This is a genomic window from Vibrio mangrovi (assembly GCF_024346955.1).
Taxonomy (GTDB): domain Bacteria; phylum Pseudomonadota; class Gammaproteobacteria; order Enterobacterales; family Vibrionaceae; genus Vibrio; species Vibrio mangrovi.
In genome coordinates this window covers 505,250-519,924 of the sequence record NZ_AP024883.1, presented here as the reverse complement: position 1 = coordinate 519,924, position 14,675 = coordinate 505,250, and the positions used below count along the sequence as shown (strand labels likewise).

Here is a 14,675-nt window from a genome sequence, read left to right as displayed (position 1 = left end):
TCAGGTCACATCATGACCACGTCAAACTGCTCCTGCACATACAAAGGTTCAGCCTGAATCCGTACCTGCTTACCGATAAATACTTCCAGTTCAGCAAGCGCATGAGACTCATCCCCTTGTAATGTATCTGCAACAGCTGGTGAAGCGTATACAACAAATTTATCGGCATCATAGGCACGATTAACCCGGGTGATTTCACGCAAAATTTCAAAACAAACCGTTTCAACGGTTTTCACATGTCCACGTCCCTCACATGTTGGACAAGTAGAACACAGAACATGTTCAATACTTTCTCTGGTTCTTTTGCGTGTCATCTCAACCAGACCCAAGTGTGTAAATCCGTTAATATTCGTTTTTACCCGATCTTTACTCAGAGCGGCTTCTAAAGAAGTAAGTACTCGTGTCCGGTGCTCTTCCGAGGCCATATCTATAAAATCAATGATAATGATTCCCCCCAGATTCCGGAGTCGGAGCTGGCGGGCGATGGCCTGAGTTGCTTCAATATTGGTATTGAAAATCGTTTCTTCCAGATTACGACGGCCGACAAATGCACCGGTATTAATATCAATCGTCGTCATCGCTTCAGTCTGGTCAATAATCAGATAACCACCTGATTTCAGCTCCACTTTTCTCTCCAGAGAACGCTGAATCTCATTCTCTGTATCATACATATCAAAAATGGGCTTCTCACCTTCATAAAGCACAAGTTTTTCTGTTAATTCAGGAACATACTCAGAAGTAAATTCTTTCAGGTTTTCAAATTCCAGACGTGAATCAACCAAAACTTTCGTCAAGTCGGTTCCGACGAAATCCCGCAAAATGCGCTGTGAAAGGCCAAGCTCGCCATAAAGTGTTGTCCGGGTTTTATACTTTGAACGACGCTCGATGATTTTACTCCACAAACGTTTGAGAAACGCCGCATCCTGAGAAAGTTCTTTATCATCAGCACCTTCGGCTGCCGTACGAATAATAAAGCCACCCAGTTCATCGCAATAATCAGCAACAATATTCTTGAGGCGCTCTCTTTCGGTTTCACTTTCTATGCGCTGAGAAACACCGACATGACTGGCTCCCGGCATAAAAACAAGATAACGGGAAGGCAGGGTAATATCGGTCGTCAAACGTGCTCCTTTTGTTCCCAATGGATCTTTGACAACCTGAACAACGATATCTTGCCCCTGACGGACAAGTTCAGAAATATCCCGGACCTGAAACTGTTGTTTTTCATTCTCGGCCACGCATTCTGTATGGGGAACAATATCTGAGGCATGAAGAAATGCGGCCTTATCCAGACCAATATCAACAAAGGCAGCCTGCATTCCTGGTAAAACCCGACTGACTTTCCCTTTATATATATTGCCGACGATCCCGCGTTTCGCGTCCCGTTCAATATGTATTTCCTGAAGGACTCCGCCTTCTATCATCGCAACGCGACTCTCACTCGGAGTTACATTTAACAACAACTCTGCACTCATGAGCGCACCTCAATTTGATTTCATAAAAACTTATGCAAGAGCTGGTCAGTTTCAAATAACGGTAGTCCGACAACGGCAAAATAACTACCTTCAATCCGGGTCACAAATTTCCCACCAAGTCCCTGAATACCATAACTGCCAGCTTTATCGCACGGTTCACCCGATTGCCAATATTGTTCGATCTCATTTTCTGACAATGGTTTAAACCATACATCGGTTGTTACAACAATTGTGTCTATCTGTCGGGCATCAGTTACAGTTACAGCGGTCATCACCTGATGCCCACGCCCGGAAAGCTGCCAAAGCATCTGTCTCGCATGGGCAAAACTTTCAGGTTTTTCAAGAATATGCTGATCAACGACAACTATGGTATCAGCACCCAGAACTACAGCCTTATCACATTGCAATGCATGAAAGCCTGCAACTGCCTTCTCTCGGGATAACCTTGATACATATGCTTGTGCTGACTCATGGCTCTGATGCTCTTCCACCACATCAGATAAAACGATATCAAACGAATATCCCAACTGTGTCAGCAGCTCTTTTCGCCTTGGGGAAGCCGATGCAAGATAAAGCCTGCGGGCATTCATCGGATGTTCCAATAACGTCTGACACGTCTAAGCAGCAGGAAAAGCCACGGCCACAGAACACAACTAATCACACCACCCCATAAGGATAGAGGATTAAATTCAACAGACCTGACTAAAAACTCGCCCGCTAAAATCAGCAAGTCCAGAAGAACTGTCAGCAGTCCAATAACCATAGCCTGCTGCCATAGCGCCATATTCCGCAGAATTAAAAAGTTCATTGCCACGATATACACAACAATGGACATCATCATGCCACGGATACCTAGTGTCGATCCGAGAATCAAATCCCAGAGCAGCCCTAAAACCAATGCCGTACCGACATTAACTCGGTGAGGAAGCGCTAACACCCAATAACATGCAATCAATAAAACCCACGACGGGCGTAATAGTTCAAGCGAGCCGGGCCATGGAATAGTCTGTAAAATCAGCGCACATAAAAAAGACATCCAGATAACCAAATGCCCTCTCAGGACTCTATTGGCCATTCTGAGCCTCCTTACCTAACGCTCCGGATACGGATTGACGAGCTTTTTGCTGCCGATCTTCATTCGGCCAGACCAGTAACAGATAACGTAGCCGGTCAAAATCAACCACAGGAACAGCTTCGATCACAGCGAACTCACGACGGGTATCTTTATCCACTCTGGATACTCTGGCAACAGGATAACCTTCAGGATAAATTCCCCCCAGCCCCGAAGATGCCAGTAAATCTCCGACCTCAATATCGGTACTGCTGGGAATATGTTCCAGCTGAATATACTCCGACTGACCATTTCCGGAAGCAATTACCCGAATATCATTACGCAAATCCTGAACAGGAATGGCACTATTGGCATCAATCAGGAGTAATACCCGGCTATTATGTGAAGCAACGAAAGTGACCTGTCCGACAATACCTTTTTCGTTGATAACAGGTTGCCCTTCATAGACACCATCAGTCCGCCCTTTATCAATGACAACCTGATGTGTATAAGGTGAAGTGTCTACGGCCATCACTTCGGTGACCATTTTCCGCTCATCTCTGACAAAAGAAGATCCCAGAAGTTTTCTTAACCTCTGATTTTCCTCTTTATATTGATTCAATAAAATCAAATCACTTTTCAGATCCAGTACTTCTTGTTTCAGTCGTTGATTCGATTCCAGAAGTGTCTGGTGGCTTTGCATGCGTTCATACAAGCCGTCAAACAGGATTCGAGGAAGATCAGCAGCATACTGGATAGGAGCAACCAGACTGTTGAGTAAATAACGTACTTGAGAAAAAGCGTTTAAACGACTATCAGCCAGCATAAGGCTGGCTGATAATACAACGGCAAAAAAAAGACGTAGCGAAAGAGATGGACCTCGCCCAAAAATTGGCTTCATGATGACAATCCCGTTTTGAACCATCTCTTCATCTCAAACAATGACACAAAGACGGCACTACTCTTCACTAAATAAATCACCACCATGCATGTCGATCATTTCCAGCGCTTTACCGCCACCACGAGCCACACATGTCAGTGGATCATCAGCAACAACCACAGGTATACCGGTTTCTTCGGTCAGCAGACGATCTAGATCTTTCAGCAGCGCACCACCACCAGTCAGAACCATACCATTTTCAGATATATCTGATGCCAGTTCCGGAGGACATTGCTCCAGAGCAATCATTACTGCTGAAACGATACCGGTTAAAGGTTCCTGAAGTGCTTCCAGAATTTCATTGGAGTTCAGGGTGAAACTGCGAGGAACACCTTCAGCAAGATTACGCCCACGAACTTCGATTTCCCGCACATCGTCTCCCGGATAGGCAGTCCCAATTTCATGTTTGATCTTTTCAGCAGTCGCTTCACCAATCAAACTTCCATAGTTTCTGCGTACATAGTTGATAATGGCTTCATCAAACCGGTCACCACCAATACGTACAGAGGACGAGTACACCACACCATTGAGGGAAATGACTGCAACTTCAGTTGTGCCGCCACCGATATCAACAACCATTGAACCTGTTGGTTCTGAAACCCGAAGCCCTGCACCAATCGCAGCAGCCATCGGTTCATCGATCAGATAGACCTCACGCGCTCCGGCGCCTTCTGCAGACTCTTTGATAGCGCGTCGTTCAACCTGAGTCGAACCACAAGGCACACAGATCAGAACCCGGGGACTCGGTTTAAGAAAGCTATTGTCATGGACTTGTTTAATAAAGGTCTGCAACATCTTTTCGGTAACATAAAAATCCGCGATCACACCATCTTTCATTGGCCGGATTGCTGAAATATTCCCCGGTGTACGTCCCAGCATCTGTTTCGCCGCGTGTCCGACAGCGGCGACACTACGACCACCACGCCCTTTATCCTGGCGAATTGCTACAACTGAAGGCTCGTCAAGAACAATACCTTGCCCTTTCACGTAAATAAGCGTGTTGGCAGTCCCTAAATCAATCGATAAGTCGTTTGAAAACATGCCACGAAGTTTCTTAAACATATTCTTCGTTCATCCTGCAAGAAAATTGAAGATTAAAATTCCGTTAAATGTACCAATGCCTTGCAGTCACAGCAAGATATTGACACCGAAACATGGACAGAAACACGCAATTTCTAACAGATTTCTTACTCAGAACAAATATTCGGCACTAAATTGTGCGCTAAGTTGAACAATCATCTATCAGCGATTTGTATATTTCGTTTTCCATCGTTTACGTTTCCCCGGTTTGACATTTGTCATGCGGGGTTTAGGAATCCACTGAGATTCCATATCGAATAATCGTCCCTGAACACCACGAACTCCCAGAGACTGGAGTACTTTCCATTCGGCATCAGATTCAACACCGACAGCAACAACCTGAGTCACAGCTCCACGGCAAACACCGATCAGACTCCGGACAAACAACTGATTCTCCTGGCGTTGTTCAATCCCTTTGATCAGACTACGGTGCAGCTTCAGATAGTCAATTCTGAACTCTTTTATATAGTGAGTACTTACAATTGTTCGTCCAACTTGCCCGACAACAATCTGGCAATTAAAGGCAGCAATCATTTTCAGTACCGGGCGCATATAATCAAGATGTTTGACTAAATGACTTTCCGTAAACTCAAAACAAAGCCGCCGACGGTACTCCCGGGGCAGTTGCATCAACAAATTCCTGAACCAGATAAAATGAGCTCGTTGAGCAAATGATGTTACATATAAATTGATGGAGTAAATATCTGCATCTGAGCTTTCTTCCCGGAGAAAACGAATCACCCGGTGGCAGGTTACCCGATCCAACACAGCCTCATATCCGACAGCAACAATCGCAGAGATAAAACGGGACGTTTTGATAAAACCCTGTCCCTGCTCGGGGATTCTGACAAACAGCTCTTTATGTACAGCAGTCAGTTGTCCCTGACGAGACACCACATAACAATCCTGTTTGAACAAACATATTTTATCTTCTGTCAGATTATGCTCAAACAGGCTCCGCCAGCGAACATTGCCTCTTTCATCATCAACCGACTTAGTCTTCTGAAAACGGCTCCAGCTATTAAACCCTTCCAGTTGCGCGCTTTTCAGTGCCGTTTCCGCCTCATCGATAATTTTCCCCCACCGTTCCCCTTCCGTATACATCGTGACACCAATATGGCACCAATTACTCTTATCCAGTGGCTGAGATGGAGTCAAACGTTCGATTCCTTTCAGACACTGAACAGCGACCTGAGCCACTTCCCGTGAATTCTGATGTGGAATCAGTGCGGTAAACACTGAATCATAGTAACGGGACAATATGACATCCGGATAGCGCTGGGTTACATTCGAAATACATTCACCAACCTGAACGATCAAGTTATCCAGTTCGGCTTTATCAACACCATCTGGTTCTTCGATCTGTAACATCAAAACACCGCCACGAGCATCATTCTCCAGTAATGCTGCTTCCAGTTTACTGTCGAACAAAACCCGGTTAGCTGCTCCGGTTAGTTGATCCAGAAAGGTCTGTGAACGGATAAAGGTATCAAACCGGCTTCTTTCCTGACGTGCATCCTGCAATTCTTCGATCAGTCGATCCAAAGCCTCACTTGCAGTGTAAGGCCATTCTCTCTCATCTCCTTTGGCATAGCGCTCAACCTGCCCTGCAAGGATCATTCTTCCCCGTTCTTCAAGTAGTTCAGAACCGAGTAACTGAGCCTGTAGCCATCGTACTCCCCGTAATAAACAGACGACAATCAATATCACAGCAAAAGTTGTGGACCACATGGCACTGAAAGAGTAGGTAAAACCTATATATGGAGGAACAGCTTTAAAGTGTAACGTATAATCCTGATTTCTTTTCAGGGAGAAATCCATTTTATATAACCGACCTTCTTCAACTGAAGATGCCGTGTCTTTAAACCGGTACACCACTCCAGCTTTTGAAGTTAAGGTCATCTCAACAATATTACTGGCATGAAGCAGCTTTGGAACCCAAAGTTGCATTGAGTAAGCCGCGTCAGATTCATCCAGTTCTTTGTCAATAACTTCAACCACACCATTCAGATAGTGATTCAGATATTCATGTCCAAGCCTTTGAAAAGAAAGCGTTCCGCCAATAAACAGGATAAAAATCGCTCCAGTCACAATCATTGTGACAACCGCAACCAGACGGGTGCTGAGTTTGAGCGTTGGCGTATACCTCATGAATATCAAATCCTTTTTATATTCATTGAAAAACTGAATTGTCTCTTTCAGGATACTACGAAATAGTGTCATATGACGGAAAATCGTATAACACAATCAAAAATAACAGAAAATATCTATCACTCTATGACGGACAATATATACCTGAACTGAAATATCCAAAAGCAGACATTATTCACTTTATACGCTCAAACTACATTCAATTTTACCTATTCCTTCCTTTTCTCGGATAAATTCGCTGATTTCTCCAATATATCATTCGTAATAGCCGCTTTTCTAACACCCGGACTTTGTACTGTTTCTCAGAGCAGAATTGGGATCTTCCTCCAATAAAACAGTTCAGTTAAGCCAGCCTGCTGTCTTAGTCTGCCAATAGTTTCTGCTGTTGAGTCAACCAGTCAATCCAGGCGGACATTCCTTCTCCGCTGGTCGCAGAAAGTTTGATCACCTGAATCTCAGGATTGATCTTACGAGCATTGGCAATACAGGCTTCGATATCAAAGTTTACATAATCCAACAGATCAATTTTATTAATCAGCATCAATTGAGAAGCTGCAAACATATTCGGGTATTTCAATGGTTTATCATCGCCCTCAGTCACCGACAGTATCGTGACCTTATGCTGTTCACCCAGATCAAAACTAGCCGGGCAGACCAGATTACCTACATTTTCAATAAACAGGATCCCTGGCTCCTGCATATCAAGCTGATGATACGCACGATGGATCATTTGAGCATCTAAATGGCAGCCTTTTCCGGTATTTACCTGAATAGCGGCAGTTGAGGTTTCCCGGATACGGTTCGCATCCTGACTTGTCTGCTGATCGCCTTCAATCACTGCACACGTATAAGTTGATTGCAACAATTTCAGCGTTTCCACTAACAATGTTGTTTTGCCTGAGCCGGGGCTGGACATCAGATTTAATGCCAGTTGATGATGTTCCCGGAAATGTTCCCGGTTATCTCCTGCAACCAGGTTGTTCTGGCTCAGAATATCCTGTTCCAGATTAATCAAACTGCGTTGAGAAACACCTGTTACATGAGTTTTAGCTTTCCCCTTACCATAATGCAGGTCTCCCTGAGACGTGACTTCTGGCTGATGATGTTCGTCATGGTGGTGATGGTGTTTTTCATGATGATCATGTTCGGTTTGATGTGCCAGAAGAGACTCTGCGGCCGCATCCCCGGAATGCACATGATAATGAATATGGTGATGAACATCGCCCTGATGGCTGTAATGATGGTGCACAACCATTGACTGAATTTCCGACTCTCCGGAATGTGGATGGTGATGAGAATGGTCATGATGTTCAGCCTCGTGATGATGATGGCTGTGATCTTCAACGTGGCTATCGCCACAACCGCAAACACTACACATAAGATTCTACCTCTATAGATTTAATTTTTAATTCTTCTCCAGTTTCTACAACCAACTGATACTGATGACATACCGGACATCCGGTATAATGTGAATCGATTTCAACCTGTTGATGACAGTGCTCACACCAGGCTATGGCCGGAATCATATCAACCTTGAACTGAGCGCCTTCCGCCAACGTATCCCGGCTGGCAAACTGTAATCCGGTCAGTAAAGCCTCAGGTTCAATGCATGAAAGTCTGCCAATTCCCAGCGTTACCGCAGTAACACGGCTGCACTCCTGCCGCCGGGCATGCTCTACGACTAGGTCGATTGTTTTCAGACTCAGAGATAATTCGTGCATTCATTACTCCTAACAGATTCTCGGTAACAACTCACCTGCCGGAAAATCCAGATAGCGACGACTTCCCCAGGCTGTATGCAGAATCGGCTTGGCCGGTGATAAAGATACAGCTTCACCAATGACCGCAGCCCGGGCGTTAAACTGATGTAAAACATCAAGTGTGTGCTGTACTTGTGTTGGCGGAACAGCAATAACAAATGTACCTTCATTCGCCAGATCGTAAGGTTCAAATCCACACAGTTCGCATAGTCCCCGAACCGCATCATCAACAGGGATCTGTGCTTCCTGGATCGCCAGTTGCAACCCACTACTCTGACACCATTCATTCAATACCGCAGATAACCCGCCACGGGTTGCGTCGCGCATCGCATGAACATCAATTGATTGTTCCAGCAATGATTCAACAACCGGCCACAATACAGCACAATCACTGGTTATCGGATGAGCAAGACGTAAAGATTCTCTTGCTGCAAGAATGCAGGCTCCGTGGCAACCAATATCCCGGGAAACTAAAATGACATCCCCCGCCTGAATCCGGTGAGCCGAAACACCGGTTTTCAGAATCTGACCAATGCCCGTTGTATTGATAAACACTTTATCAGCCGCACCTCTGGGAACAACTTTCGTGTCCCCACAAACGATCTGTGTACCACAAACGGAGAGCTCAGCAGCCATTGCATCAACAATTATCTCTAGTTCCTGAACCGGTGTTCCTTCTTCGATGATGAAACTGCAACTCAGATAAGAAGGTTTAGCCGCAACCATCGCCAAATCATTGCAGGTTCCGGCAATCGCCAGAGTCCCGATATTCCCTCCGGCAAAAAAATGAGGGGAGACTGTAAAGCTGTCTGTCGTCATTGCCAAAGGTGAAGGCAACGTCAAAGTCGCAGCGTCTTCAGCCTGATTCAGGATATCGTTACCGAACCTTTCCCAGAAAAGATGACGAATAAGGTGATTCATTTCCACACCGCCGCCGCCATGACTTAGTTGGACTGTATTGTGCTTCTTCATTTGTGTTAGTGCTCCTGAGGCTCAATATGAAAACCGGCATAACGGTAATAGGCATTACAAGCTCCTTCCGAACTCACCATACAACTTCCCATCGGGCGGCTCGGCTGGCAGGCCTTACCAAATACTTTGCAATCCGGCGGACTGGCAAGGCCCCGCAAAATATCACCACAACGACAAGCTTTATGATCTGGGACACAAGCGCTCGGTAACTGCTGCTGAAATAAAATTTCTGCATCCATATCTGCGTATTGCGGACGAAGTTGTAAGGCAGAACGAGGAATATTGCCCAATCCACGCCAGTTAAACGTTTCCCTGACTTCAAAAATCTCATGGATACAAGCCTGGGCGACTTCATTCCCCTGAAAAGAAACTGCACGGGTATATTGCGTCTGCAGAGCCGGTTTTCCTCCAAGAACCAGATCGACCAGCATATTGACCGATTCCAGAACATCCACAGGTTCAAACCCGGCGACCACCACAGGGATCTGATAATGCTGCACAATCGGCTGGTAAATTTTTGCACCGGTAATCACACTGACATGAGAAGGGCCGATAAATGCATTCACCCGTGTCATAGAATCTGCCATAACGGCTTCCATTGCCGGAGGAACCAACACATGATTAATATGAAAACAGAGATTCGTGAGCTGCAAACGCCGGGCTTGCTGAACTAATACAGCCGTCATCGGTGTTGTCGTTTCAAAACCGATCGCAAAGTAGACCACCTTTTGGTGTGGATTTTGTTTAGCAATCTCAATCACATCCATCGGATCATAGACTGGCATAACAGAACCACCATTCGCCCGGCACTCTGCCAGAGACATTCGGGAACCCGGAACCCGAATCATATCTCCCAATGTTACCAGAATCACATCTTCGGTCTGAGCCAGTATAATGGCATGATCGATCCGTTCTTTCGGCATAATACAAACCGGGCATCCCGGTCCGTGAACAAAATGCAGGTTATCTGGCAACAACTGTTGTATGCCATACTTCATGATCGTGTGAGTATGTCCACCGCAGACTTCCATAATATACAAAGGCTCGGGCAACTGACTTGCTTTGTGCCGAATCTGCGCTGCCAGTCCCCGAATTACCGCGGGTTCCCGAAAGCCCTGATATAAATCCCGGACAGAATCCGTTACACCAATATTGTCACGCATGATGTCACCCTATCCACATCTCATCAGAATGCACCTGTTCCATCAGTTCACGATATGTATCCAGACTTTCTCTTGCTTCCTGCTGATCAATTTTACTGATAGCAAATCCCACATGGATCAATAGATGTTCGCCCACCTGAACAGGCTCAGAGATTAAATGAGTACTGACTTCCCGCGTCACACCCAAAGTATCTACAACAGCAGTCATCTGTTCTTCATTAACGCTGACAACACTCGCTGGTATACACAAACACATGAATCATTACTCTTCGTTGTCCGGAAGCTGTCCGTCCGATGGGAACATTACTTCCGGATGGTTCTACTCAGTTCTGGTGCATCCCGTACCAGAGCTGCCCGATAGCAATACCACTGTCATTGACAGGGATCATCGTGCCGCTGTAAAACTGCTGTGTGGTATTTCTCCGGTACTGCCACAACTCATTCATCAATAAGCGATTCTGAAAAACTCCACCACTGACAATCACCGGGGATGATGAATATCGGTTTGCCATCTGATAGATCGCATGAGCCAGAGAGTGAATCAATCCCCTGCACGCATCAGCAACATCTTTCTGATGTTGCCAGACTCCCGACTCAATACTCATCTTCAATATCGGTACCCAATCAAGTTGCGGAATCTGCTCCGTTCCCCAGTTCATGCTCAAAGGAGTATCCATATCCGGCACTGACCTCATCGCGGCAGCTTCAATCAGCAATCCGCTTTCTCCGTCAAAATCAGGTCGTTCCAGTAACCCGCATAAACAGGCCCAGGCATCAAATAGTCTCCCGGCGGAGGAACAAAAAGGCGAATGTTTTCCGGAAAGCCAGAGTTGATAGAGATTGGCAAAGTCATCTTCAGTCCACGCATCAAAAGCCGGATGTTTCAGTAAGCAGATCTCTTGGAGTGAATAACATTCAAGTAGCATTGCCAGAAGTATTCTGGCCGGCTCACGAATCGCCTGCTCTCCGCCAATCAACCGGAAAGGTTTCAAGTGCCCGCAACGCTGATAATGTTGCACATCAGCCAGCAACACCTCTCCTCCCCAGACAGAGCCATCATCACCCATTCCGGTTCCATCAAAGGCAAAGCCTAAGACCGGTCCGGTCAATCGATACTCCGCCATGACAGCAAGAATGTGAGCATGATGATGTTGAACATTCAGAACATGCCCCGGTAAATGTTCAGTAAGCTGAGTGGTAAAATATCCCGGATGACCATCACAAACCCAGCGTTGAGGTTCACAACGATATAAGTTCTGAAATAATGAGCTCATCTGTTCATAGCGGGACTGTGTATCTAAATCATCCAGATCACCAATATAGGGAGAAAGCATCAATTGCCCTGGTAATGCCATTGCAACTGTTGCTTTTTGCTGCGCCCCCAAGGCTAGAACCGGAGTCCCGTTATAGTTGCTTTTATAGCTTAATGGTGCATATCCCCGGGCTAAACGGAGCACCCGGATGGAATCTCCGGCCAGATGAACAACACTATCATCACACGCATTTGCAATCGGGCGATTATGGTCCAATACGCCATCTAACATGTCACCAAACTGACTGACAATGTCAGCGCTATCGGTTGCTAATGGCATCCCGGAAACATTCCCGCTAGTCATCACCAGAATCGGCTCGCAGCCAAGATAACGATATTGTTCAAATAACAGGTGATGCAATGGTGTATAAGGAAACATCACTCCCAGATAAGGACTATCGAATGCAACTTCTGATGCTATGCCATTGTGAAGTTTTCTGTGCATAAGAACAATCGGTGCCGGACGGGATGACAGCGCCTGCCATTCAACCGACTCTCCAAACACATATCGTTTTGCAGTCTCAATGCTATCAACCATCACCGCAAATGGCTTTCTGTTACGGTGTTTCATCGCCCGTAATTTTCTGACACTCTGCGACTGACTTGCATCACAAACCAGATGAAAACCACCTAATCCTTTGACCGCAATAATGCCCCCATTGTGCAGAACCCCGGCCACCTGTGAAAGTGCATCATCGTCTTGAGCCATCAGTTCACCACCAGCACTACGCAGATATATTTTCGGCCCACAATGGCGACAACTCGTCGGCTGAGCATGATAACGCCGGTTCATCGGGTCATGATAGTCCTGCGAACATGACGGACACAGATCGAAAACTTTCATGGTGGTGTGGACACGATCATAAGGAAGCTGTTCAAGGATCGAATATCTTGGTCCACAATGAGTACAGTTGATAAACGGATAATGATAATAACGAGAACGTTCATCGTTCATTTCAGCGAGACATTCCGGGCAGACAGACTGATCCGGGGCAATACTGACAGCTACATCAGATTCGCTCTGACTCGGATGAATTTCAAACCCCTGAGATATTCCCGGATTCAGTTGCAAACACTGGACTTCATCAACCCGGGCGAGAATCGGTGGACGTTCTTTTAAGGTCCGGATGAATAAATTGAGCGCATCTGCCTTTCCCTGAACGTCAATCTTCACACCATCAGAACTATTTATCACCCATCCGGATAAATGGTGACGCATAGCCAACTGATAGACAAAAGGCCGGAAACCGACCCCTTGAACAATCCCTGATACACGGATCAAATAACGTTCATTCATGGCAATACCGCCCGAGAACTTAAGATAAGAGGAAAGATCCACCAAGCAGTGCTACAACTGCTCCAAGCAGTTTAACCAGACGTCCGCTGACCGAAAGGCGTAACACGGTGACACCGATAGCCATTCCGGTCATATGTAGCAGAGAGGTGGAAATCACAAAGCCACTGAAGTATTCCAATGCCTGAGTGTTTAACGGCATTTCTTCACCGTGGGCCATACCATGGAACACAGCAAAAATCATCACCAGAGCGACCACCCATTGATGTGATATTTGAACACTACGCCACAGTAAAACTCCCATCGCAACTACGCTGAAAGCAATACACAGTTCTACTCCGGGAACAATCAATCCAGAAACTCCCAGAATACCTCCGACAATCATCAAAGCGATGAAAGAAAGTGGCATCTGCCAGCGACTCCTTCCCCCAAATAAAGCCGCCAGAACGCCAACACTGATCATGACACTAAGATGATCAACTCCGGTCAACGGATGCAAGATGCCACTTTCAAAACCATGATTTCCCCAGTGTCCCGGATGGGCGAATGCAAATGGAGAAAACAAGATAAGTAAGCCGGGAAGTAAATTCTTTATTTTCATTTTGATCTCTTTATTTTTATCAAGACAAACCAACTCCCGGTTATTCGTTCAAACCGAGAATTCTTTCCGCATGAGTATAAATATTGGCCTGACCGGGACGACAATAGCCACACAACGTAACATTGAGACGTTCAGCTAAATCGATAGCCATATCCGTCGCTGCAGAAACTGCAAATAGCATCTCGATTCTCCCGGCAGCAACTTTCTGTACCATTTCAAAGCTGGCTCTGCTGGTGACGAGTACAGCCCCTTTTTGTTTGTGGTTTCTGATTGTCCAACCGATGAGTTTGTCCAATGCTATATGCCGCCCGACATCTTCAAATACAGCTTCAAGCTCTCCATGAGGATTCAAATAAGCCGCAGCGTGGCAGGAACCGGTCAGTTTATTGAGCTGCTGATTCTGATTCAGTTGATGCAAAGCACCATCCAGCTTATGCAGATGAAATGTCGTATGACTTTCCAAAGGTGTCTGGACCCGACAAACATGGGTTAACTGATCAGTACCACAAAGCCCACACCCGGTCATTCCAGCCATAGTACGGCGCTTTTCTTGCAGACGATTGAGACAACGGTTAGCAATGTCTATTGATATAGTGATACCATCAGCACTCATATGAATACCGATGTCATGGATATCCCGATCATTGTCGATGATACCTTCCGTCAGGGAAAACCCGACAGCAAACATCTCCAGATCTCTGGGGGTACACATCATGACTGTATAAGCAATCCCGTTATATTCCAGAGCAACCGGTACTTCCTGAATAATCACATCATCGACCAGACGACAATGGGTATCCTGCCGATAACGTACAATTTTTTTATGACTGACAGAGTCAATACTCTGTACGGTGAAAGAGTCATACATAGGGCGAT

Annotated in this window: 14 protein-coding genes; all 14 read right to left on the bottom strand. The window is 45.9% G+C overall.

Annotation, left to right across the window (positions count from 1 at the left end):
* Positions 1 to 5: 5 nt before the first annotated feature.
* Complete coding sequence (gene rng / locus OCU74_RS02210; RefSeq protein ID WP_087482451.1) at positions 6 to 1,475, bottom strand: ribonuclease G; 1,470 nt, start codon at positions 1,473 to 1,475, stop codon at positions 6 to 8.
* Positions 1,476 to 1,495: 20 nt separating this feature from the next.
* Positions 1,496 to 2,065 (bottom strand): Maf family protein, encoded by a 570-nt coding sequence (locus OCU74_RS02205; RefSeq protein ID WP_087482450.1) that lies wholly within the window; start codon positions 2,063 to 2,065, stop codon positions 1,496 to 1,498.
* Positions 2,062 to 2,550, bottom strand: a complete 489-nt coding sequence (mreD, locus tag OCU74_RS02200; RefSeq protein WP_087482449.1) for a rod shape-determining protein MreD — start codon at positions 2,548 to 2,550, stop codon at positions 2,062 to 2,064. Before mreD ends, OCU74_RS02205 begins: the two co-directional genes overlap by 4 nt.
* Positions 2,540 to 3,427 carry a rod shape-determining protein MreC gene (gene mreC, locus OCU74_RS02195; RefSeq protein ID WP_087482546.1) on the bottom strand — a complete coding sequence of 296 codons (888 nt, stop codon included), beginning with the start codon at positions 3,425 to 3,427 and terminating at the stop codon, positions 2,540 to 2,542. The genes mreD and mreC overlap by 11 nt, the downstream gene beginning before the upstream one ends.
* A gap of 57 nt (positions 3,428 to 3,484) precedes the next feature.
* The gene (locus tag OCU74_RS02190; protein ID WP_038185732.1) at positions 3,485 to 4,528 is read right to left on the bottom strand and encodes a rod shape-determining protein; all 1,044 of its coding nucleotides are present in this window, start codon (positions 4,526 to 4,528) and stop codon (positions 3,485 to 3,487) included.
* A 180-nt stretch (positions 4,529 to 4,708) separates the two neighbouring features.
* Positions 4,709 to 6,697, bottom strand: a complete 1,989-nt coding sequence (gene csrD, locus OCU74_RS02185; RefSeq protein ID WP_087482448.1) for an RNase E specificity factor CsrD — start codon at positions 6,695 to 6,697, stop codon at positions 4,709 to 4,711.
* A gap of 361 nt (positions 6,698 to 7,058) precedes the next feature.
* Entirely contained in the window at positions 7,059 to 8,075 is a 1,017-nt protein-coding gene (hypB, locus tag OCU74_RS02180; RefSeq protein WP_087482447.1) for a hydrogenase nickel incorporation protein HypB, read from the bottom strand.
* Positions 8,068 to 8,418, bottom strand: coding sequence for a hydrogenase maturation nickel metallochaperone HypA (hypA, locus tag OCU74_RS02175; protein WP_087482446.1), 351 nt, complete (start codon positions 8,416 to 8,418; stop codon positions 8,068 to 8,070). The genes hypB and hypA overlap by 8 nt, the downstream gene beginning before the upstream one ends.
* 9 nt (positions 8,419 to 8,427) lie before the next feature.
* Positions 8,428 to 9,429: a hydrogenase expression/formation protein HypE gene (gene hypE / locus OCU74_RS02170; protein WP_087482445.1), complete on the bottom strand. Its 1,002-nt coding sequence runs from the start codon at positions 9,427 to 9,429 to the stop codon at positions 8,428 to 8,430.
* A 5-nt stretch (positions 9,430 to 9,434) separates the two neighbouring features.
* Complete coding sequence (gene hypD, locus OCU74_RS02165; RefSeq protein ID WP_087482444.1) at positions 9,435 to 10,592, bottom strand: hydrogenase formation protein HypD; 1,158 nt, start codon at positions 10,590 to 10,592, stop codon at positions 9,435 to 9,437.
* Between the two features lie 4 nt (positions 10,593 to 10,596).
* Positions 10,597 to 10,848, bottom strand: coding sequence for a HypC/HybG/HupF family hydrogenase formation chaperone (locus OCU74_RS02160; RefSeq protein ID WP_087482443.1), 252 nt, complete (start codon positions 10,846 to 10,848; stop codon positions 10,597 to 10,599).
* A 67-nt stretch (positions 10,849 to 10,915) separates the two neighbouring features.
* Positions 10,916 to 13,201: a carbamoyltransferase HypF gene (hypF, locus tag OCU74_RS02155; RefSeq protein WP_087482545.1), complete on the bottom strand. Its 2,286-nt coding sequence runs from the start codon at positions 13,199 to 13,201 to the stop codon at positions 10,916 to 10,918.
* Between the two features lie 19 nt (positions 13,202 to 13,220).
* The gene (locus OCU74_RS02150; protein ID WP_087482442.1) at positions 13,221 to 13,799 is read right to left on the bottom strand and encodes a HupE/UreJ family protein; all 579 of its coding nucleotides are present in this window, start codon (positions 13,797 to 13,799) and stop codon (positions 13,221 to 13,223) included.
* Positions 13,800 to 13,839: 40 nt separating this feature from the next.
* The gene (gene fdhD, locus OCU74_RS02145) at positions 13,840 to 14,667 is read right to left on the bottom strand and encodes a formate dehydrogenase accessory sulfurtransferase FdhD (protein ID WP_087482544.1); all 828 of its coding nucleotides are present in this window, start codon (positions 14,665 to 14,667) and stop codon (positions 13,840 to 13,842) included.
* Between the last annotated feature and the right edge of the window lie 8 nt (positions 14,668 to 14,675).

Bases quoted from the DNA above. Each gene is read 5' to 3' on its own strand.
- rng (WP_087482451.1), bottom strand. From the start codon at position 1,475: ATGAGTGCAGAGTTGTTGTTAAATGTAACTCCGAGTGAGAGTCGCGTT.
- OCU74_RS02205 (WP_087482450.1), bottom strand. From the start codon at position 2,065: ATGAATGCCCGCAGGCTTTATCTTGCATCGGCTTCCCCAAGGCGAAAA.
- mreD (WP_087482449.1), bottom strand. From the start codon at position 2,550: ATGGCCAATAGAGTCCTGAGAGGGCATTTGGTTATCTGGATGTCTTTT.
- mreC (WP_087482546.1), bottom strand. From the start codon at position 3,427: ATGAAGCCAATTTTTGGGCGAGGTCCATCTCTTTCGCTACGTCTTTTT.
- OCU74_RS02190 (WP_038185732.1), bottom strand. From the start codon at position 4,528: ATGTTTAAGAAACTTCGTGGCATGTTTTCAAACGACTTATCGATTGAT.
- csrD (WP_087482448.1), bottom strand. From the start codon at position 6,697: ATGAGGTATACGCCAACGCTCAAACTCAGCACCCGTCTGGTTGCGGTT.
- hypB (WP_087482447.1), bottom strand. From the start codon at position 8,075: ATGTGTAGTGTTTGCGGTTGTGGCGATAGCCACGTTGAAGATCACAGC.
- hypA (WP_087482446.1), bottom strand. From the start codon at position 8,418: ATGCACGAATTATCTCTGAGTCTGAAAACAATCGACCTAGTCGTAGAG.
- hypE (WP_087482445.1), bottom strand. From the start codon at position 9,429: ATGAAGAAGCACAATACAGTCCAACTAAGTCATGGCGGCGGCGGTGTG.
- hypD (WP_087482444.1), bottom strand. From the start codon at position 10,592: ATGCGTGACAATATTGGTGTAACGGATTCTGTCCGGGATTTATATCAG.
- OCU74_RS02160 (WP_087482443.1), bottom strand. From the start codon at position 10,848: ATGTGTTTGTGTATACCAGCGAGTGTTGTCAGCGTTAATGAAGAACAG.
- hypF (WP_087482545.1), bottom strand. From the start codon at position 13,201: ATGAATGAACGTTATTTGATCCGTGTATCAGGGATTGTTCAAGGGGTC.
- OCU74_RS02150 (WP_087482442.1), bottom strand. From the start codon at position 13,799: ATGAAAATAAAGAATTTACTTCCCGGCTTACTTATCTTGTTTTCTCCA.
- fdhD (WP_087482544.1), bottom strand. From the start codon at position 14,667: ATGTATGACTCTTTCACCGTACAGAGTATTGACTCTGTCAGTCATAAA.